This is a genomic window from Amycolatopsis sp. CFH S0740 (genome assembly GCF_004522315.1).
Classification (GTDB): domain Bacteria; phylum Actinomycetota; class Actinomycetes; order Mycobacteriales; family Pseudonocardiaceae; genus Amycolatopsis; species Amycolatopsis nivea.
In genome coordinates this window covers 369,173-387,980 of sequence record NZ_SDLS01000002.1, presented here as the reverse complement: position 1 = coordinate 387,980, position 18,808 = coordinate 369,173, and the positions used below count along the sequence as shown (strand labels likewise).

At 69.1% G+C, this 18,808-nt stretch carries 20 protein-coding genes; 12 read left to right on the top strand and 8 right to left on the bottom strand.

What is annotated here, in order from left to right:
• Window positions 1–2 precede the first annotated feature (2 nt).
• From EIZ45_RS05120 to EIZ45_RS05095, 6 genes are all read left to right on the top strand, one after another.
• On the top strand, window positions 3–458 hold the full coding sequence (locus EIZ45_RS05120) for a RidA family protein (protein ID WP_037808400.1): 456 nt from the start codon (window positions 3–5) through the stop codon (window positions 456–458).
• Window positions 458–1,087 carry a hypothetical protein gene (locus tag EIZ45_RS05115; RefSeq protein ID WP_037808399.1) on the top strand — a complete coding sequence of 210 codons (630 nt, stop codon included), beginning with the start codon at window positions 458–460 and terminating at the stop codon, window positions 1,085–1,087. Before EIZ45_RS05120 ends, EIZ45_RS05115 begins: the two co-directional genes overlap by 1 nt.
• 38 nt (window positions 1,088–1,125) lie before the next feature.
• Complete coding sequence (locus tag EIZ45_RS05110; RefSeq protein ID WP_037808398.1) at window positions 1,126–2,313, top strand: hypothetical protein; 1,188 nt, start codon at window positions 1,126–1,128, stop codon at window positions 2,311–2,313.
• Between the two features lie 221 nt (window positions 2,314–2,534).
• Entirely contained in the window at window positions 2,535–3,359 is an 825-nt protein-coding gene (locus tag EIZ45_RS05105; protein ID WP_134662048.1) for an NUDIX domain-containing protein, read from the top strand.
• Window positions 3,360–4,136, top strand: a complete 777-nt coding sequence (locus tag EIZ45_RS05100) for an MBL fold metallo-hydrolase (protein WP_134662047.1) — start codon at window positions 3,360–3,362, stop codon at window positions 4,134–4,136.
• The gene (locus EIZ45_RS05095) at window positions 4,133–4,387 is read left to right on the top strand and encodes a glutaredoxin domain-containing protein (protein WP_043827085.1); all 255 of its coding nucleotides are present in this window, start codon (window positions 4,133–4,135) and stop codon (window positions 4,385–4,387) included. Before EIZ45_RS05100 ends, EIZ45_RS05095 begins: the two co-directional genes overlap by 4 nt.
• A 175-nt stretch (window positions 4,388–4,562) precedes the next feature.
• Here EIZ45_RS05095 and dnaN read toward each other — a convergent pair whose 3' ends face one another.
• Together dnaN and EIZ45_RS05085 are read right to left on the bottom strand one after the other, a co-directional pair.
• On the bottom strand, window positions 4,563–5,636 hold the full coding sequence (dnaN, locus tag EIZ45_RS05090) for a DNA polymerase III subunit beta (protein WP_043827086.1): 1,074 nt from the start codon (window positions 5,634–5,636) through the stop codon (window positions 4,563–4,565).
• 103 nt (window positions 5,637–5,739) lie between these two features.
• Window positions 5,740–6,999, bottom strand: a complete 1,260-nt coding sequence (locus EIZ45_RS05085; RefSeq protein ID WP_134662046.1) for an MFS transporter — start codon at window positions 6,997–6,999, stop codon at window positions 5,740–5,742.
• A 92-nt stretch (window positions 7,000–7,091) separates the two neighbouring features.
• Between EIZ45_RS05085 and EIZ45_RS05080 the strand changes: the two genes are divergently transcribed.
• Window positions 7,092–8,249, top strand: coding sequence for a glycosyltransferase (locus EIZ45_RS05080; protein ID WP_134662045.1), 1,158 nt, complete (start codon window positions 7,092–7,094; stop codon window positions 8,247–8,249).
• Window positions 8,250–8,670: 421 nt separating this feature from the next.
• Here the strand turns inward: EIZ45_RS05080 and EIZ45_RS05075 are convergent, their stop codons facing one another.
• Window positions 8,671–9,345, bottom strand: coding sequence for a Crp/Fnr family transcriptional regulator (locus EIZ45_RS05075; RefSeq protein ID WP_009084463.1), 675 nt, complete (start codon window positions 9,343–9,345; stop codon window positions 8,671–8,673).
• Between the two features lie 159 nt (window positions 9,346–9,504).
• Window positions 9,505–9,756 (bottom strand): hypothetical protein, encoded by a 252-nt coding sequence (locus EIZ45_RS05070; RefSeq protein ID WP_037369289.1) that lies wholly within the window; start codon window positions 9,754–9,756, stop codon window positions 9,505–9,507.
• A gap of 237 nt (window positions 9,757–9,993) precedes the next feature.
• Here EIZ45_RS05070 and nth point away from each other — a divergent pair, with 237 nt between their 5' ends.
• From nth to EIZ45_RS05050, 4 genes are read left to right on the top strand one after another with little or no spacing between them, the layout of a single operon-like run.
• Complete coding sequence (gene nth / locus EIZ45_RS05065) at window positions 9,994–10,677, top strand: endonuclease III (RefSeq protein ID WP_134662173.1); 684 nt, start codon at window positions 9,994–9,996, stop codon at window positions 10,675–10,677.
• The gene (locus tag EIZ45_RS05060; protein WP_037808386.1) at window positions 10,674–11,276 is read left to right on the top strand and encodes a TlpA disulfide reductase family protein; all 603 of its coding nucleotides are present in this window, start codon (window positions 10,674–10,676) and stop codon (window positions 11,274–11,276) included. The genes nth and EIZ45_RS05060 overlap by 4 nt, the downstream gene beginning before the upstream one ends.
• Window positions 11,273–11,989 carry a CoA pyrophosphatase gene (locus EIZ45_RS05055; protein ID WP_037808385.1) on the top strand — a complete coding sequence of 239 codons (717 nt, stop codon included), beginning with the start codon at window positions 11,273–11,275 and terminating at the stop codon, window positions 11,987–11,989. The genes EIZ45_RS05060 and EIZ45_RS05055 overlap by 4 nt, the downstream gene beginning before the upstream one ends.
• Window positions 11,990–11,996: 7 nt before the next feature.
• Window positions 11,997–13,181, top strand: coding sequence for a MarP family serine protease (locus tag EIZ45_RS05050; protein ID WP_037808384.1), 1,185 nt, complete (start codon window positions 11,997–11,999; stop codon window positions 13,179–13,181).
• A 380-nt stretch (window positions 13,182–13,561) separates the two neighbouring features.
• On the opposite strand, the gene EIZ45_RS05045 is transcribed toward EIZ45_RS05050, so the two are convergent.
• The 3 genes from EIZ45_RS05045 to nhaA are packed head-to-tail and all read right to left on the bottom strand — an operon-like array spanning window position 13,562 to window position 16,247.
• Window positions 13,562–14,485 carry an alpha/beta fold hydrolase gene (locus tag EIZ45_RS05045; RefSeq protein WP_134662172.1) on the bottom strand — a complete coding sequence of 308 codons (924 nt, stop codon included), beginning with the start codon at window positions 14,483–14,485 and terminating at the stop codon, window positions 13,562–13,564.
• Window positions 14,486–14,505: 20 nt separating this feature from the next.
• The gene (locus EIZ45_RS05040) at window positions 14,506–15,003 is read right to left on the bottom strand and encodes a phage holin family protein (RefSeq protein ID WP_134662044.1); all 498 of its coding nucleotides are present in this window, start codon (window positions 15,001–15,003) and stop codon (window positions 14,506–14,508) included.
• 59 nt (window positions 15,004–15,062) lie between these two features.
• On the bottom strand, window positions 15,063–16,247 hold the full coding sequence (gene nhaA, locus EIZ45_RS05035; protein ID WP_134662043.1) for a Na+/H+ antiporter NhaA: 1,185 nt from the start codon (window positions 16,245–16,247) through the stop codon (window positions 15,063–15,065).
• 288 nt (window positions 16,248–16,535) lie between these two features.
• Between nhaA and EIZ45_RS05030 the strand changes: the two genes are divergently transcribed.
• Window positions 16,536–17,993, top strand: a complete 1,458-nt coding sequence (locus EIZ45_RS05030; protein ID WP_043827093.1) for a peptide MFS transporter — start codon at window positions 16,536–16,538, stop codon at window positions 17,991–17,993.
• Here the strand turns inward: EIZ45_RS05030 and EIZ45_RS05025 are convergent.
• Window positions 17,990–18,712: a VIT family protein gene (locus EIZ45_RS05025; RefSeq protein WP_037808379.1), complete on the bottom strand. Its 723-nt coding sequence runs from the start codon at window positions 18,710–18,712 to the stop codon at window positions 17,990–17,992. The genes EIZ45_RS05030 and EIZ45_RS05025 overlap by 4 nt on opposite strands.
• Window positions 18,713–18,808 lie beyond the last annotated feature (96 nt).

Sequence of the window (18,808 nt, the reverse complement as noted above, 5' to 3'; positions counted from 1 at the left end):
CGTTGACCTGGAGCGACCGGCTCGCCGAGCTCGGCATCGAACTGCCCGGAGTCGCCGCACCGCTGGCCGCGTATGTGCCGGCCGTGCGCTCCGGCTCGCACGTCTACACCTCCGGCCAGCTGCCCTTCGTCGACGGCGCGCTCGCCGCGACCGGGAAGGTCGGCGGCGAGGTCAGCCCGGAGGAAGCCAAGGGCCACGCCCGCACGGCGACGCTGAACGCGCTCGCCGCGGTGCACGCCCTCGTCGGCATCGACTCTGTTGTCCGGATTGTCAAGGTGGTCGGTTTCGTCGCCTCCGCGGAAGGCTTCACCGGCCAGCCCGCGGTCGTGAACGGCGCGTCCGAACTGCTCGGCGAGATCTTCGGCGACGCCGGGGTGCACGCTCGTTCGGCCGTCGGCGTCGCGGAGCTTCCGATCGCGTCGCCGGTGGAAGTCGAACTGATCGTGGAGGTGAAGTGATGGATCCTGACATCGAACAGTCCCTGCACGAACTGCTGCTGCGGCTCGCCGGCCGCACGCCGGACCAGCTGTTGTGGCGGTTCCGCGACTGGCTCGGCGAAGGCGCGATGGGGACGCTCGCGCGGACCCTGCCGAGGTCTTTGCTCAAGCACAGGATCGATTTGGACCAGGCGGAGTACCGCCTGCTCGTGGCCGGTCTGATCCCGCACGGCGCCGACTGGCACCAGGTGAGTTCCACCCTGGGGGTAGACGACGTCACCGAGACCAGGTACACATTCACGCAGAGTGCGCCCGAATGGGTGAACTCCGTCGACTCTGTGTCCGTCTTGCTCCACGCGACGTTGCGTGGACGCGCGGATGTGGGGGAAGTACGGCAGAGCTGGCGGCGCCTCGGCGCTTCCGGCGAGGGCGGGGCGAAGCGAGTCCTGCTGGTGACGGCGACCGCGGGTCAGCCCCGGCTCACCGGTGAACTGCAGCGGGTGCTGCGGGTCATGGGGGACGAGGAACCGAGTGTCGAGGTCATCCCGCCGCGCTTCGACCTTCCCGGGTACCACCGGGCCGCGCTCGCCGAGTCCGAGCTGGTCTGCGTAGGCGCCGCGGGCGCCGGTCATCGACTTGTCGCCGCTTAACGCTCGTTGCCGCCAGGCGAGCTGGGAGGAGCAGAGCCATGGTGGAGGTTCACGACGGCCCGATGGACGGGTTCTCGGTGCCCCTGCGCCTGCATAACTTGTTGCTGGCCCTGGCGGGCCGCATCGACGACAGCGCGCTCACCGAAGCGCGGGAACTGATCGCCCGTGCCCACATCGACGAGGCGGTGGAACTCACCACCGGCACGTTGATCGCGGGCCGGATCGCGGTGAGCGAGGCCGAACAGCGCGAGCTGGCGCTGGTGCTCGAGATGAGCCGGTCGGACGCGACGCTCGCGAACGACCTGCTGGTCACCGACCACGAGCCGATGCACACGCACCGGTTCACGGGCGACAACCAGCCGGAGTTCGGTCTCGCCGAGGCGCTCGACCGGACCTTGCAGGTGCTGCCCGACGTGCGTTCCGTGCACGCGGTGTGGCGCAACACGCCGGCGGGCAGCGTGCCGGGCGCGCTGCCGCAGCGGGTCGTGCTGGTCGAACTCGGCCCCGAGGGCAACCCGCCCGCGGTCGCGTTCCGGGTCGACACCGCGCTGCGCCGGGCTGGCATCCGCTCGGTCGTGGAGGTGAGCGGTCCGGGGATCCCGCAGTCGGATTACCACCAGGCCGCGGGTGCCGTCGCGAGCCCGGTGTGGGTCACCGGCAGCACGCATTCGGCCCCGGACTACCGGCCGGAACCGACGCCGCAGCGCAGCGCCCCGGCGCCCGCTTCGGCTCCGGTCCCCGAACCGGTCTCGGAAGCGCCGAGCCGGCACGGGCACCGTCAGCCCGAACCGGAACCGGTAGCCGCCGCCGAGCCGGTGGTGCCGGTCGCGCCGGTGGTGCCGATCGTGCAGGCCGTGCCCGCACAGCCGGTTTCGATGCCGGAGCCGGCGGCCGAGCCCGCCGCGTCTTCGGAGCGGCCGAGGACGGCCGGGTCGGAGACGCGTGCCGAGCGCACGTCGGACCTGACTCCGTCCGAGGTGGCGCAGCTGCGGCGCGCGCTGGCCGAGGACCCGGAGAAGGGCCGCGAGATCGCCGCGGGCAAGCCGAGCATGCACGAGGTGGTCGAGCTGCCCGCGCTGGATCTGGACGATCCGAGCCTGTCCGAACGCGACCGCGCGCTGCTGCGCGAGCTGCACGAGGAACTGGCTGAGCGCGAGCGTGCCGAGGCTGCCCGATTGCGGCTCAACGGCGCGTCCCGTTCCGGCGGGGACCAGCACTGGTCCTGAGCCCCTTGTTGTTCCGTGAAGGGCTCCTTGAGGGAAGCAGATTCCCGCAAGGAGCCCTTCACGGCTTTCGGCCGACCGGACGCGCGCGACGGCGGTTCTGGGCTGGCTCGGGTTGCGGTTCGGGAAGTCCGCCCTGAGCGACTCCGAGTCCGTGCGGGTTCCTGCCGCGAGGTGACACAAGTAATCCGCGACGCGTACGGATTGCGAGGTATGTTGCCCGGGTGGAACGGCCGCGTGAATTCGTTTTCGACATCCCCGCCCGTCCCGGCATCGCGATCCGGGACAACGCGGATGGCCCGCCGGCGACCCCGAAGGACGCCGCCACGGTGATCCTGCTGCGGGACGTTTCGGACGGCGTGGAGGTCTTCCTCCAGCACCGCGTCATGGGCATGGCGTTCGCCGGCGGGATGACGGTGTTCCCTGGCGGCGGGGTCGATCCGCGCGACGCCGACGCCTCCGTGGCGTGGGCCGGGCCGCCGCCGTCGTGGTGGGCCGAGCAGTTCACCTGCGACGAAAGCCTCGCCCGCGCTCTCGTTTGTGCCGCGGTTCGGGAGACGTTCGAGGAGTCCGGCGTGCTGCTGGCCGGGACCGAGGACGCGGTCGTCGCCGACGTCACGCCGTACCACGAAGCGCGGAAAGCGTTGGAATCACGGGAAATCTCGCTCGCCGGTTTCCTCGCCGACGCCGGTCTCACGTTGCGCGCGGACCTGCTGCACCCGTACGCGCACTGGGTCACGCCGCCGCAAGAACAGCGTAGATACGACACCCGCTTCTTCGTCGCGAAGCTGCCTGAAGGCCAGCGCGCGGACGGCGCGACCTCGGAAGCCGCTGCCGCCGGCTGGCAACCGCCCGCCGAGGCAGTCGCGGACGCGCGCGAAGGCCGTCGCGCGTTGATGCCGCCGACGTGGCTGACGCTCGTCGAACTCGCCGAGTTCTCGCAGGCCGATGCGGTGCTCGCCGAGCCGCGCGAGATCGTGAAGACTGTGCCGACCCTGGTCCGGGACGGCGAGAACATCCGCGTTGTCCTCGATACTTCGGAGTCCTGAGTGACCGCTCCCGCTTATGGCGTGCTGCGCCGTGTTTCCGAAACCGCGTCGGTGCTGCTGGAAAACAATCCTTCGACGATGACCCTGGAGGGCACCAACACGTGGGTGCTGCGCGGTGGCGACGCCGCGGCCGCCGTGGTCGTCGACCCCGGCTACCACGATCTGGAGCACCTGGAGAAGCTTGCCGCCGTCGGTCCGGTCGAGCTGATCCTGCTGACCCACCATCACCCGGATCACGCCGAAGGAGCCCCCTGGTTCGCTTCGAAAACCGGCGCGCCGGTGCGTTCCTTCGACGCTTCCCTCTGCATCGGCGCACCCGCGTTCGCCGACGGCGACTCCTTCTCGGCGGGCGGCCTTGACTTCACCGTCCTGCACACCCCCGGCCACACCGACGATTCGGTGTCGCTGCTGGTCGGAGGCCAGATCCTGACCGGAGACACGATCCTCGGCCGAGGCACGACGGTCCTGCACGACCTCGGCGATTACCTCCGCTCGCTGCGCAAACTGATCGCACTCCCGGCCGGCACCCCAGGCCTGCCCGGCCACGGCCCGGAGCTGCCGGATCTGCCCGCCACCGCGCGGGAGTATTTGGAGCACCGGGAACAGCGCCTGGATCAGGTGCGTTCCGCCTTGCGAACGCTCGGCGAAGACGCAACGCCGCGGCAAGTGGTCGAGGTGGTCTACGCAGACGTCGACCGCGCGCTGTGGGCACCAGCCGAGGCGAGCGTGCGCGCACAACTGGAGTATCTACGGGCGTCTTCGGAGGACGGACAATGAGCAACGTCGAGGTCGAGTTCTACTGGCGCCCAGGCTGCGGCTTCTGCTCAGCGCTGCGCCGCCCCCTGCTGGAAAGCGGTTTGCCGGTAAGGGAAATCAACATCTGGGAAGAACCGGGCGCGGCTGAACGAGTGCGCGAGGTAGCGAACGGCAACGAGACGGTGCCCACGGTGATCGTAGGGTCGACCGCGCTGGTGAACCCGACTTTCGACGAGGTCAAGGCCGCGGTGGCCGCCGAGACGGCTGCCTGAGGGCGGTTCCCGGACGTTCCACGGGCTCGCTTCTCCGGGCTTGTTCGTCCGGGCCGTGCTGCGGGCGCACCGCACCGGCTCCCGGTGGATCCGCGGGGCACGAGGTCTGCGGGTAGCTCGTTGCCGCTTGCTGCCGTTCCGGCCGCAGCCAGAACCGCCGCGACCGAGAACGCGGTTATCGACGCAGCATCGGCATCAAGTAGTACCTCAAGCTCACCTCCCGTCCCTCTGTATCCGCCGGAGTCAGGACGCACGCTCGCAGCCCAGGCTGGATGGCCAGGCGTATTCGTTCTCCGGAGAACGGGGCGAGTGCGTCCAGGAGGTACCGGGCTTGGAAGGACGGCGACGTTCGGCCGCCGCAAACGTTTGCCTTCAGGAGTTCCTCTGCCTCGCCGGTGTCTTGCCGTGCGCTGGACAGGCGGAGGTGGGCGTCGCCGACTTCCAGGGTCAGGACTCGGCGGTCCTCGGAGTAGACGCCGACTCGGCGGATGGCTGCGGCCAGTTCGTCGGCGCCTACCTCGACTTCCGTGTCGACCGCGTCGGACGGGATCGAGTCTGCGGACAGGAAGCCCGCGTCAAGCACCGCCGTCGTGACAGTGCCGCCTGGCCAGCTCAGCGCGAAGTGACCGTGGTCGGCGTGCAGGCCCATCGCGCCGGTGCTGTGGCGGGCGGCTTCGGTCAGCAAAGCGGCTGGGACGAGGACGTCGATGGGCTCGCGAACCTCCCGCAGCGGCAAGCGGGCCACGGCCATTCGGTAGCGGTCGCACGCCGTTAGGCATAGTTCGCCGTCCATCGACTGCACGCGTACGCCGGTGAATACCGGGAGCGGATCGTCCTTCGCGGCGGTGCCGGCGACGGTGCGCAGAGCTTCGCCGAGGGCTGTTCCGTCTACTTTGGACAGTAAGGGCGGCGGTGCTGGTTCGGGGAGCAGGTCGCGGTCCAGCAGGGGCAGGGCGAAGCGGGCCTGGTCCGTTCGGATCGCGAGCCGGGTTCCTTCGACGGCCAGCCGAACCTGGTCGACGTCCAGCATCCGGACCGTTTCGGCGAACGGCGCGGCTGGCACTACGACCTCGCCGTCCACATGCGTGGTCGCCGGGCAGGACAGCTGGACGGCCAGGTCGCGGTCGTTGCCGGACACGACTAACCCGTCTGCGCTCGCTCGCAAGCGCAAGCGGGCTTGCCTCGACAGGAGCCGGGCCGCTGCGGTGACGGCCGCTGCCAGCGGCCGTACGAAGGAGGTGAGATCCATGCCACGCAAAGTAGCGGCGACCACCGACAATAACCGCGACCAAGGCCGTTGAGCTGCGGAAACGCGCTACTGTCGAGAGAACACGGACAGTGCTGAAAGACGGCTAGTGCGCTGCCCCGACCAGCTCTCCATCCGCCACCGAAGGCGAAGCAGCCCGCACAGTCCCGCGCAGCAGCCACACCACCACGGCCAGTGCGACACCCGCCACGCCAGCCGCTAGGAAAGCCGCAGCCGTCCCGGAATGTTCGACCAGGTAGCCGCTCACTGACTGGCCTGCCGCTAGTCCCAGCGTCACCGCCGTGAGGACCCAGCCGAATGCCTCTGCCGCGGTGCCGCGCGGGGCGACGACCTCGATGGCCGCGGAGTGGGTCGTCGACTGGGGAGTGATCATCGCGCCGGCCAGCAGCATCAGCAGAGCCAGGGCCCACAGGCTCGACGGAAGCGCAAGCAGGGCAACGAAAGCACCGAAGCCGCCCAGCAGGATCGGCAGGCGCAGGCCCAGGCGGCGCGGCCACGGGTGCAGGCTGTAGGCCACGCCGAACGCCACCGAACTCAACGACCACGCGGACAGCAGCAAACCGCTGAGCGAGGGGTGCCCGGATTCCGTCGCGGCGGCGGGCACGGCGACCTCCACGAACCCGATCACCATGCCGAAACCGAGCGCGGCCAGCGCGAGCGTCCGCATTCCGGGGCTGGCCAGCGCGCCGAGCAGCGGCGTCTTCGCCTTCGGGGCCGGACCCCACGCGCGCACGGTCGGGTTCAGCGCGAACAGCACCGCGCCGGTGACCATGGTGATCGCGCCGACGACCATGCCGGTGCCCGCCCACGGCGCGGTGATCAGCAGGCCCGCGATGCCGGGGCCGAGGATGAAGAAGACCTCCATGCTGATCGCCTCATAGGACAGCGCGGCGTTGCGCGCCGGTCCCTCCGGCAGGATTTTTGTCCACAGCGCCCGCGACGCCGAGCCGACCATCGGCTCCGAAAGCCCGGTCGCGGCGGCCAGCGGGATCAGCACGAACGTCGGCAGGTGCGCCTCGATCGCGATCGCGAGCGACGCCATCGACAGCGCGAACACCGCGGCGACGACCAGCAGCGGACGGCTCGGCCCGAACCGGTCGATCAGCCTGCCCTGCACCACCGCGCCCACCGAGACCCCGGCGAGCGAGCTCGCGGAGACCAGCCCGGCGGCGGCGAACGAACCGGTTTCGCGCTGCACGTACAGCAGCGCGGAAATGCCGATCATCGCGATCGGGAGCCGGGCGAGGATCGACGCGATCACCGGGCCGCGCGAGCCAGGGGCGGTCAGCGCGGCGCGGTAGTCGGCGAGCGTGGTGCGGCCTTCGGAGCGGGCAGACTGGGACACGCGTACTAGTATGGCGAAATTGGTACGGAGGTACCAGTAATTTCCCGGTCATCTTGGTCACGCCCGATCGGGTAAGTCAGTACGCTCGCGCGATGCGGCTGATGTTCTCCTCCGGAGCTGGGTACAGCCATCTCGCGCCGATGCTTCCGCTCGCCAAGGCGGCCCGCGCCGCTGGGGACGAGGTCGCGTTCGTGACCGGTCCGGAAGCCGTTCAGTACTTGGAAAACACCGGCCTGCAGGCGGTGTCGGTGGGGCAGCCGAGCGACCCCGCCGCCGCGGCTTCGATGTGGCAGCGGGCTCGCGAGGAGATGGCCGGGATGACCGCCGACGAGCGGCTGTCCCACCTGGTCGCCGAATACATGGTCGGGCTCGGCGCGGCTGCGCGGCTCGACGCCATGGTCGAGTTCGTCCGCGACTGGCGGCCGGATCTCGTCATCGCCAACCTCGCCGAACGCGCGGCTGTGATGGCTGCGTGCCTGTCCGGCGTGCCGTACGCGATGCACGCGATCGGGCCGCCGAAGTCCGCCGCGACGATGGAGCGGGCCTGGGAAGTCGCGAACGGTCTGGTCCGCGAACGCGGGCTCGACCAGCTGCCGCCGCGCGACGCCGTGCCGTACCTGGACTTCTGGCCGACGGGATTGATCCCGCCTGACGTCGCCTGGGAGTACCCGACGCGCTGGCCGCTCCAGCCCGCTGGCGTGACGCCGACGCCCGGTCCGCGCCCGGCAGTCCTCGACGGGCTGCCCTACGACCGGACCGTCTACGTCACCCTCGGCACCACCCACAACGCGCGACCCGGCGTACTGGAGGGAATGGTGGCCGCGCTGCGCGACGAGCCGGTGAACGTCGTGGCGACGATCGGCCGGGACGGCGACGTCGGCCGGTTCGGACAGCAGCCGGACCACGTGCGGATCGAGCAGTTCGTGCCGCAGACGCAGCTCCTGCCCGCTGTCGACGCGGTGGTCTGCCACGGCGGCTCGGCGACCGTCCTAGGCGCGCTCGCGCACGGCGTGCCGCTGGTGGTCCTGCCGTTGGCGACTGATCATTTCGAGGTCGCCGCGCAGATCCAGGCCGCGGAAGCCGGAATCGCGGTCGACTCCGGCGACGGAATCCTCGATGCGGTCCAGACGGTGCTCGCGGGTCCGGCCTACCGGGCGTCCGCGGCGGCGCTGGCCGCCCAGATCGCTGAGCAGCCCGCTCCGGCGGCGGTGGCAGCCCGGTTGCGTGACCTAAAGGTCTCGATCCGATAACACCAGCTGGATTCTTCGTGAACTCGTGCAACGAAGACGCGGTCTTGGCGTCCTTGAGGGTGAATGGCCTTGAATTCGTGAGTTTTGGCCGTGATGGTTGAACGACAGCCCATTACGGGCTGGACAGCACTGCAGCACCCAGCTCCCTCCGGCATATGGGTCGGGGCCTGGTCCGGAGGGCGGGGAGCGCGGGTCGTCGGGGGATGATCCGTGCGCAGGCGAGGAGCCGGTGCGCCACGTCGGGGGTGGCGCCCGGCTCCTTGTCATTTTCCCGGCCGGACCGGCCGAAGCCGGCGGCGACACGGGACCGGAGCGGAATGCCGCTCTTGTGGGGGATAGTCCGGTACGCACGCACGAAGGCCACCCCCAGTAGGAGGTGGCCTTCGAAAAACCCGTGCGGATTAACCCACTCGGGGGAAGATCAGCGGGCGCGGCGAGCGAGCCGCTCCGGGTCGAGGATCAGCACGCTCTTGCCCTCGAGCCGCAGCCAGCCGCGGTGCGCGAAGTCGGCGAGCGCCTTGTTGACGGTCTCGCGGGACGCGCCGACGTACTGGGCGATCTCTTCCTGCGTCAGGTCGTGCGTGACCCGCAGCAGGCCCGCCTCCTGGCTGCCGAAGCGCTGCGCCAGCTGCAGCAGCGCACGGGCCACGCGGCCGGGGACGTCGGTGAAGATCAGCTCCGCGACCATGTTGTTCGTGCGGCGCAGGCGGCGCGCGACGACGCGCAGCAGCTGCTCGGCGATCTCCGGGCGGGTGGCGATCCACTGCCGCAGCGCCGGGCGGTCCATGGTGACCGCGCGGACCTCGGTGACCGTCGTGGCGCCGGACGTGCGCGGGCCGGGGTCGAAGATGGACAGTTCGCCGAACATGTCGGACGGACCGGCGATCCACAGCAGGTTCTCGCGGCCGTCCGGGGACTTGCGGCCGATCTTCACCTTGCCGGACTGGATGATGTACAGCCGGTCGCCCGGCTCGCCCTCGTTGAAGATGACATGGCCGCGGGGGAACTCCACGGATTCCAAGGTCTGGGCCAGCGCCTCCGCCGCTGCCGGCTCCACACCCTGGAAAATGCCCGCACGGGCCAGGGTTTCGTCCACCTCGGGTGCCTCCTCGTCGAGAAACGATCACTTCCTTCGCAGGTCGAAGGCAGTGTCGCCGATCACTTTCGCGTCAGTCTAGGGCGTGTCGGGCAGATCGCTCGTCAGCTCGCCGCGCCCGGCGCGGCTGCCTGGAACGATCACGTCCGACTGAGCAGCCTAACTCCGCACCTTGCGCGCGCGTAGCCTGGCTGCCCGTCCGCCGAGCCTGCGGAGCCGGAACAGCTCGAGCGCGCGGCCGATCCCGTGCCCGTACAGGGCCCTGACCTCGTTGGGCTGGGCCTGCTCCAGGAACTCCTCGACCTCGTTCTCCTGAACCGCGACGTGCTTGAGCCTGCTCTCGACCCGCTCCATGAACAACGCGAAGAACATGATCACCAGCGGGACCAAGATCACGAACCACACGGTCATGCCACAGCTCCGCTGTTTTCGGTGACGCACTCGGTCATGGATCTCCAGATCCTCGCTCAGGGCGGACGCGCGGCCCGCAGAGGTGGTGCTCTGGCGGTTCGGCCGTCCACCGGCGGATGCTCCCGACCGGCTCGTCCGACTCGCCCGTAGGCTATCGGGGTGCCCCCTGTTGTCCCGAACGGGCCCCGCGCGGACCGCGAAGAAAGCCGGCTCGCTCTCGTGAGACGCGCCCGGCGGATGAAACGTTGCCTCGACGAGGTTTATCCGGACGCGAAGGCCGAGCTGGACTTCACGAATCCGCTGGAACTGCTGGTCGCGGTCGTGTTGTCGGCGCAGACCACGGACGTGCGGGTGAACCTGGTCACGCCCGCGTTGTTCGCGAAGTACCGCACCGCGGCCGATTACGCCGGGGCCGAGCGTTCCGAACTCGAGGAATACCTGCGCACGACCGGGTTTTTCCGGGCGAAGGCGAATTCGCTGATGGGTCTCGGCGCGGCGCTCGTGGAGCGCTACGACGGCGAGGTGCCGAAGAAACTGGACGAGCTCGTCACGCTGCCCGGCGTCGGCCGCAAGACCGCGAATGTCGTGCTCGGCAACGCTTTCGACGTGCCGGGAATCACAGTGGACACTCACTTCGGCCGCCTCGTGCGGCGTTGGGGCTGGACCGCTGAAGAGGATCCGGTCAAGGTCGAACACGCGGTCGGCGAGCTGATCCCGCGGAAAGAGTGGACGATGCTGTCCCACCGCGTGATTTTCCACGGCCGCCGCGTGTGCCACGCACGGAAACCGGCCTGCGGCGCGTGCCCGCTGCGCAAGGACTGCCCGTCGTTCGGCACCGGGCCCACCGAGTTCGAGGTGGCCGCGAAACTGGTCAAGGGCCCGGAGAGGGACCACATTCTCGAGCTGGCGGCGCGCGGGTGACTGCAGTCACCAAATGGGCGCTCGGGGTCGCGGTGCTGGCGGTGGCCGCGTTGGTCGCCGTCCTGACGCTGCGCGGCGGCGATTCGACGGCCGCGCCGCCCGCGTCCGGCGACCTCACCGCGGCGCGCGCGGCGGCGAAGCTCCAGGCTTGTCCGCCCGCCGCGGCGAAGGCGGTCGGCCAGCTGTCCGGGATCGAGGCGGACTGCCTCGGCGACGGGTCCAGGGTGGACGTCGGCAAGGTCCTCGGCGGCGGTCCGGTGCTGGTCAACGTGTGGGCGTCGTGGTGCCAGCCGTGCCGCACCGAACTGCCGGTGCTGCAGCGGTACGCCGCCGAGCCGGGTGCGGTGCGCGTGGTCGGCGTGCAGGTCGCGAGCCCGGCTTCGGACGGGCTCGGCCTGTTCCAGCGACTCGGCGTGCACCTGCCGTCGCTCTACGACGGCGACGGCCAGACCGGTCCCATCCGCACCGCGCTCAAGGTGCCCTCGTCGCTGCCCGCGTCGTACCTGGTCACCGCGGACGGCCAGGTCCGGTTCATCGCGAACCCGCGGGTGTTCGACAACACTGACCAGGTGCGCGCTGCTGTGAAGGACTACTCATGACCACCGGACCGCTCGTCGAACCCGAAGCCGTGCCGGAATGGCTGCGGCCGCTGGTGAAGGTGTCCGGCGAGGTCGACAGCCGCACGTTCACCCGGTTCAGCCCGCCGGAAGACCTGCTCACCCGCGCCGCCGCGGTGCTCATTCTCTTCGGCGAACGGCCCGGCGGAGACGGTCCGGACGTCCTGTTGCAGCGGCGGGCGGACACGCTCGGCTCGCACGCCGGGCAGGTTTCGTTCCCCGGCGGCGGCGCGGAGGACGGCGACGACGGCCCGGTCGGCACGGCGCTGCGCGAGGCCGAGGAGGAGACCGGCGTCGACCCGTCGGGGATCCTGCCGGTCGCGGTGCTGCCAGAGCTGTTCGTGCCGGTGTCGAGGTTCGCGGTGACGCCGGTGCTGGCGCATTGGCACACCCCGTCGCCGGTGCGCGCGGTCGATCCGGCCGAGACGGCGGCGGTCGCGCGGGTGTCGCTGGCCGACCTCGCCGACCCGGCCAACCGGTTCACCGTGCGCCGCGGCGACGCGTCGTGGCGAGGTCCGGCGTTCACCGTCGACGGCCTGTTCGTCTGGGGTTTCACCGCCGGTCTGCTGTCCGTGCTGCTCTCGCTCGGCGGCTGGGAACGGGAGTGGGACACCGGCGATGTGCGCGAGCTTGACGTAGCGTGGGCCGAACATCAGGGCCGGTCGGCGGCCCGGGACGGTTCTATCGAGGAGTGACGGCGCGGTGAACTGGGTCGATGTCGTCGTCCTGCTGCTCGCGGTCATGGCCGCGGTTTCCGGTGCGTTCCAGGGCGTGATCGTCGCGCTGCCCGCGCTCGTGGGCGTCGCGCTGGGCGCGGTGGCCGGGGTGAAGCTGGCGCCGTTCGTGATCAGCCTTTTCGACAGTCCGGTCGCCAAGGTGGCTTTCGCGTTCGCGGTGGTCGTGTTCCTGATCGTGCTCGGCGAGACGCTCGGCGTGTGGGTCGGGCGGAAGCTGCGGCAGAAGATCAATCCGGACAAGCTTTCCGGCATCGACAAGACGCTCGGTGCGATCTTGCAGGCGGCCGCGGTGTTCGTGGTCGCTTGGCTGGTCGCTAATCCGTTGACTACGGTGTCGGCGATTCCCGGGTTGGCTAAGTCGATCAACTCGTCGGTCGTGCTGGGTGAGGTCAACGACCTGATGCCTGCTGAGGCGCAGGGGCTTCCCAGTGATCTGCGGAAGTTGCTTGACGCGTCTGGGTTTCCGTCTGCGTTGTCGCCGTTTGAGAAGGCGCCTTCGGCGGATACGCCGCCGCCGGATACTTCGCTCAATGTGTCCGCTGTGGCTAAGCGGGTGCATCCCAGTGTGGTGAAGATTCGGGGGAACGCGCCTTCTTGTTCTCGGGCGCTTGAGGGCAGTGGGTTTGTGGTTGCGCCGCAGCGGGTTATGACCAATGCGCATGTGGTGGCGGGGACTGACGAGGTCGGGATTGAGTCGACTTCGGGGGATTATCGGGCTCGGGTTGTTTACTTCAATCCGGAGGTTGATATTGCGGTGTTGGCGGTGCCTGGGTTGAAGGCGCCGGTGTTGCCGTTTGCGCCGCAGACTGCTCGGGCTGGGGATAATGCTGTGGTGTTGGGGTATCCGTTGGATGGGCCCTATACGGCTACTCCGGCTCGGGTTCGGGGGCGGATTAACTTGCGTGGGCCGGATATTTATGACTCTCGTACTGTGCAGCGGGATGTGTTTACGGTTCGGGGGACGGTGCGGAGTGGGAACTCTGGCGGGCCGATGATTACGCCTGATGGGGACGTTATTGGCGTGGTTTTCGGGGCTGCGGTGGAGGATCCGGATACCGGGTTTACGTTGACCGCGGATCAGGTTCGCAGTGAGGTTGATGCTGCTTCGTCGCAGACTGCTCGGGTGGGGACTGGGGCTTGCGCTAGTTGACACTGCCTCGGCTCGTCGCCTGGCGGCGACATTGCCTTGAGGGGTTGCGTGGGGCACCCCGAAGCTTGATTGTGCTGACGGTCGGTGGGTGCTTGTCAAGGCGGGAAAGATGCCTTGACAAGCACCCACCGACCGCAGATGAGCTTCGTATCGGGGTGCGGGGGAGGTGTGGGTGCCTCGCTCGTTGGGTGCACCGGTTGCGGCTGGACCGCTCGTAGCGGGTGCGCTGGCTGCGGTTTGCGGGTGGGGCATCGCTGGAGGCAGCGGGGTGGTCCGTGAAGGGCTCCTTGAGGGAATCCAAGTCCGTGAAGGGGCCCCTCACGGACCGTCGTGGGCCGTGAGGGGAACCCTGAGGGAATCTGGTTACGTGAGGGTTCCCTTCACGTACCTTGGATGAAGTCCACAACGGACTTTGTTACTCGGTCTGGGTCTTCTAGCTGGGGGAAGTGGCCGATGCCTGGCCAGAGTTTTGGTTCGCTGTGGGGGCCTGCCCAGTGGACTGACGCCAGTGCGGTTTCCGGGAGGATGCAGGTGTCGTCCGCGCCGTGCAACTGCAGTACGGGGGCGGTGATGCGGGCGTTGACTGCGTCGGTGAAGCGTCGGCCTTCGCCTCGGAACTGGGCGCGGAAGGCCCAGCGGTAGTACTCCAGTGCGGAGTGGGCGACGCCTGGGACCAGCATGGCTTGGCGGAACGGCGGCATCGTCTCGGCGAAGTCCGAAGAGGACCGCCAGGTCTCGCCGGACCACTTGGCGAACAATTCTTCCACTGCCGCCGCGTTGTCGCGGACCAGCCATTTTTCCGGGGCCATCGGGACCTGGAAGCGAAAAAGGTGGCCTGCCGCGCGGATCTGGCTGCTGGCGCGCTTCACCGCGGACTTGAACGCGAGCGGGTGTGCGGCGCCGATCGCGGTCACGGACGACACGAGGCGCGGGTGCAGGGCGGCGACTGTCCAGGCGAGCATGCCGCCCCAGGCGTGGCCGACCAGGTGTGCCCGGCGGGCGCCCAGGGTCTTGATCAGGCCGCCTACGTCGCCTGCCAGGGTCCACGCGTCATAGCCGCGCGGGGGTTTGTCCGAGTCGCCGTAGCCGCGCAGATCTACCGCTACCGCGCGGAAACCGGCGTCGGCCAGTGCGGGCAGCTGGTGTCGCCAGGTCCACCAGAAACCCGCGAACCCGTGCAGGAGCAGCACTAACGGGCCCTCGCCGCATTCGGCTACGTGCAGGCGGATGCCGTTGGCCGAGACGTCGCGATGCGTCCACGGCCCGTCGACCCGCACGCTCGACGGGTCCGGCGTCAGCTCCACCACCGGCGCGCGGGCTGGCGTCAGCCCTGCGTCGAGGGCAGGTCGTCGTCTTCGACCGGCTTGCGCTTGAACGCATCGGCCGTCTCCTTGACGCTGCTGATCGTGCGTTCCGGCGCGCGCAGCTTCTTCACCTTGCGCCAGCCGAGGAACGCGGTCGCGCCCACGGTGACCAGCATCAGGCCGAACACCGTCGCGAACGCGGGCCAGCGGATGCCCCACCAGTCCGACAGACCCTCGGCGATCAGCAGGAACAGGAAGAAGGTGCTGTACAGAAAGACGGTGAGGGCGATCAGGAAGAAGACCGTCCCCTTGAGCGCCTTCTTCGCTTCCTGCGCCAGCTCGGCTTTCGCCAGCTCGATTTCGGCGCGGACCAGCGTCGACAGGTGCTGGGTGGCGTCGCCGACGAGCTTGCCGATGGACTGCTCGCTCGCCGCGGCTTCCTCGTCGCTGGACAGGGGCAGGTACGGCACGGCCCCCACGCCGTCGGGGCTGGTGCGCTCGTGTTTGGGGCTGCTCACTGGGTCATCGTGCCACGTGACCGTATTCGAGGCGCGACGGACCGGCGGGAGTGTCGGGATCAACCCGCCTTCGCGTGTACCCGGCTGCGCCGCAGGAGCAGCACGGCCGCCGCCAGCGAGGCGATCGCCGAGGCGATCAAGACCGCCGCTTTGGCCACTTCAGCCGCTTCGGCGGGCAGGGCGAGTTCGGCGATCAGCAGGCTGACGGTGAACCCGACGCCGCCGAGAACGGACAGCGCGGCCACGTCTCGCCAGCTCATCCCGCTGGGCTTTTCCGCGACGTGCAGCTTCACCGCCAGCAGGCTCGCCCCGAAGATGCCGACGAACTTCCCGACGACCAGTCCGATGAGGACAGCCAGCGGCAACGCGGTGGTGAAAACCGTCGACAGCGCGTCGCCGTTCACCGAAATCCCCGCGGCGAACAAGGCGAACACCGGCACCGCGACCGCCGCTGACCACGGCTGCAAGCGGTGCTCGAGCCGGACCGCGGGTGCTTCCTCCTCGCCCTCGTCCTCGCGGACGCGAGTGAGCAGCCCGAGCGCGACGCCGGCGATCGTCGCGTGGATGCCCGCCGAATGCACCGCGACCCAGGTGATCAGCGCGATCGGCACGTACAGCCACGGCGTCCGGACGCGCTTGTGCTGCAGGAAGGCGTAAAGCCCGAGCGCGACCACCGCGACCGCCGCCGCGATCAGGTTGAAACTGCTGGTGAAGAGGATCGCGATGACGAGGATCGCGCCGAGGTCGTCCACCACGGCAAGGGAAAGCAGGAAGACCCGCGCGCTGCTCGGCAGGTTCGAGGCGGTCAGCGCGAGCACGCCGAGCGCGAACGCGATGTCCGTGGCCACCGGGATCGCCCACGCCCGGTCGACGCCGGGCGTGCCCCAGGCGATGGAGAGTGCGAGCACCGCGGGCACGACCATCCCGCCGACCGCGGCGATCACCGGAAGCACCGCCTGCCGCCACCGGGACAGCTCGCCGACCACCAGTTCTCGTTTGAGCTCAAGTCCCGCGACGAAGAAGAACAGCGCGAGCAGGCCGTCCTTCGCCCAGTCGCCGAGGGTGAGGTTGAGGTGCAGGAATTCCGGGCCGAGCCGGAAGTCGCGCAATGCCTCGTAAGCGGGCGCGAGCGGCGAGTTGGCCCAGACCAGGGCGACCGCGGTGGCGGCGAGCAGGATCAGCCCGCCAGTGGTTTCCGTGCGCAGGAAACGGGCGAATTCGGCGACGGCGCGGGCTGGGGTCACGAAAAACTCCTTGGGGGGACGGCGGCTCTCCCGCCGACCAGACTTCCCGGCACACCGATGTTCAGTTTACCGTCCGCAGTCGCCGATTACCGCCCGTTGTGACGAACGGCAAACCCAGGACTGCCCGATGACGCTCGCATCTGGCCGAGTCGCACGCAAACGCAGGTCCGCCCATCGCCGCGGCCAAGTTGTCTAGTCCATACTGACGCCGGTTTTTCGTTCACCTGTTCGCCTTCTAGCATGCGAGGAGAGAACGACAACGATGTTGAATACAGGGACGAGGCAGTAGTGAGCACCCCTATCGACGCCCAGGCCGACACCAGATTTTTCGGGCACCCGAGGGGGTTGGCGAACCTCTTCGGCGTGGAGATGTGGGAGCGCTTCTCCTTCTACGGGATGCAGGGCATCCTCGCCATCTACCTCTACTACCAGGCAGACAAGGGCGGCCTCGGGATCGACCAGAGCGCCGCGCTCGGCATCGTCGGCGCGTACGGCGGCACGGTCTACCTCGCCACGGTCGTCGGCGCGTGGATCGCCGACCGGCTGCTCGGCTCCGAACGCACGCTGTTCTACAGCGCCATCGTGGTGATGATCGGGCACATCGCGCTGGCCGTGCTGCCCGGCCTGACCGGCGTCGGCGTCGGTCTCGCGTGCGTCGCGCTCGGGTCCGGCGGGCTCAAGGGCAACGCGACCTCGGTGGTCGGCACGCTGTACGCCGAAGGCGACGAGCGGCGCGACGCCGGATTCACGATCTTCTACATGGGTGTCAACATCGGCGGGTTCATCGGCCCGCTGCTGACCGGGCTCGCCCAGCAGAACGGCGGCTTCCACCTCGGCTTCGGGCTCGCCGCGATCGGCATGGCGCTCGGGCTGATCCAGTACACGATCGGGCGGAAGAACCTCGGCGCGAAGGCGTCCGAGGTGCCGAACCCGCTGCCGTCCTCGCAGCGCGTGCTCGTGATCGGCGTGGCCGTGGTGATCGTCGCCGCGGTCGTCGCGCTGATCATGTCCGGCGTGGTCACCCCGGACAACCTCGCCGACGTCGTGGTCTACGTGGTCGTCGCGATCTCGGTGGTCTACTTCGTCGCGATCCTGTCCAGCAAGAAGATCACCTCGGACGAGCGCAGCCGGGTGCTGTCGTTCATCCCGATGTACATCGCGAGCGCCGCGTTCTTCTCGCTGTACCAGCAGCAGTCGACGGTCGTCTCGGTCTACAGCGACCAGCGGCTCGACCGCGACCTGTTCGGCTGGACGATGCCGGTGTCCTGGGTCAACTCGATCAACCCGGTGTTCATCATCGTGTTCGCCCCGATCATCGCGGCGGTCTGGACGAAGCTCGGCCCGAAGCAGCCGTCGACGCCGATGAAGTTCGTGCTCGGCACGGTGCTCATGGGCGTGGCGTTCCTGCTGTTCCTGCCGATGGCGCACACCGGGCAGAACGGCAGCCCGCTGCTCGCGCTGGCCGGCATCCTGCTGGTGTTCACGATCGCCGAGCTGATGCTGTCGCCGGTCGGGCTTTCGCTGTCGACGAAGCTCGCGCCGGAGGCGTTCCGGACGCAGATGGTGGCGCTGAACTTCCTGTCGGTTTCGCTGGGCACGGCGATGTCGGGCAAGCTCGCGCAGTCCTACGACCCGCACGACGAGGTGCCGTACTTCAGCATCATCGGCGGCGTCGCGATCGTGGTCGGCGTGGTGTTGCTCGCGCTGATCCCCTTCATCCGCAAGTTGATGCGCGGGGTTCACTAACCCACGGTGGTGCCGAAAAGCACTCCGACGAAGTAAGTGACGAGCATGGTGAGGGCGCCGACGCCGACGTTTCGGACGATCGCGCGCCCCGCCTGCGCGTTGCCGAGCCTCGCGCTCACGAACCCGGTGAGCGTGAGGCCGACGACCACCGCCAGCGCGCACGCCCAGACGCGGACGCTGACCGACGTCCAGGCGATCGCCAGCAACGGCAGCAGCGCGCCGACGGAGAACGCCAGCAGCGACGCCCACGCCGCCTGCCACGGGCTGGTGAGGTTGTCCGGGTCGATGCCGAGTTCGGCCTCCGCGTGCGCCTGCAGCGGATCCTTGTCGGTCAGCTCGCGCGCGACCTGCTTCGCCAGCTCCGGCGAGAGGCCCTTGTCCTCGTAGATCTGCGCGAGTTCGCGTTCCTCGGCCTCCGGCATCGTTTTCAGTTCGTGCTTCTCGAGCCGCAGCAGCGCGCGTTCGGTGTCGCGCTGGGTGCTCACGCTCACGTATTCCCCGCCCGCCATGGAAAACGCGCCCGCGACGAGCCCGGCAATTCCGGCGGTGAGGATCGTGGTGCTGTCGGTGGTGGCTCCCGCGACGCCGACGACGATGCCCGCGACGGACACGATCCCGTCGTTCGCGCCGAGAACCCCGGCACGCAGCCAGTTCAGCTTGCCGCCGAGGTCCTCGTGCGGTTCGTGCGCGTGCACCGCGTCGCCCATCGTTTCGGTCACGGCTTCAGTGAATCACGGAAATTGTTTCCGCGCGACATTTTCCCGGATTGCAGGAATTCGGTTAAGAAAGGCAATCCTCAATGAATTGTGCCTTGC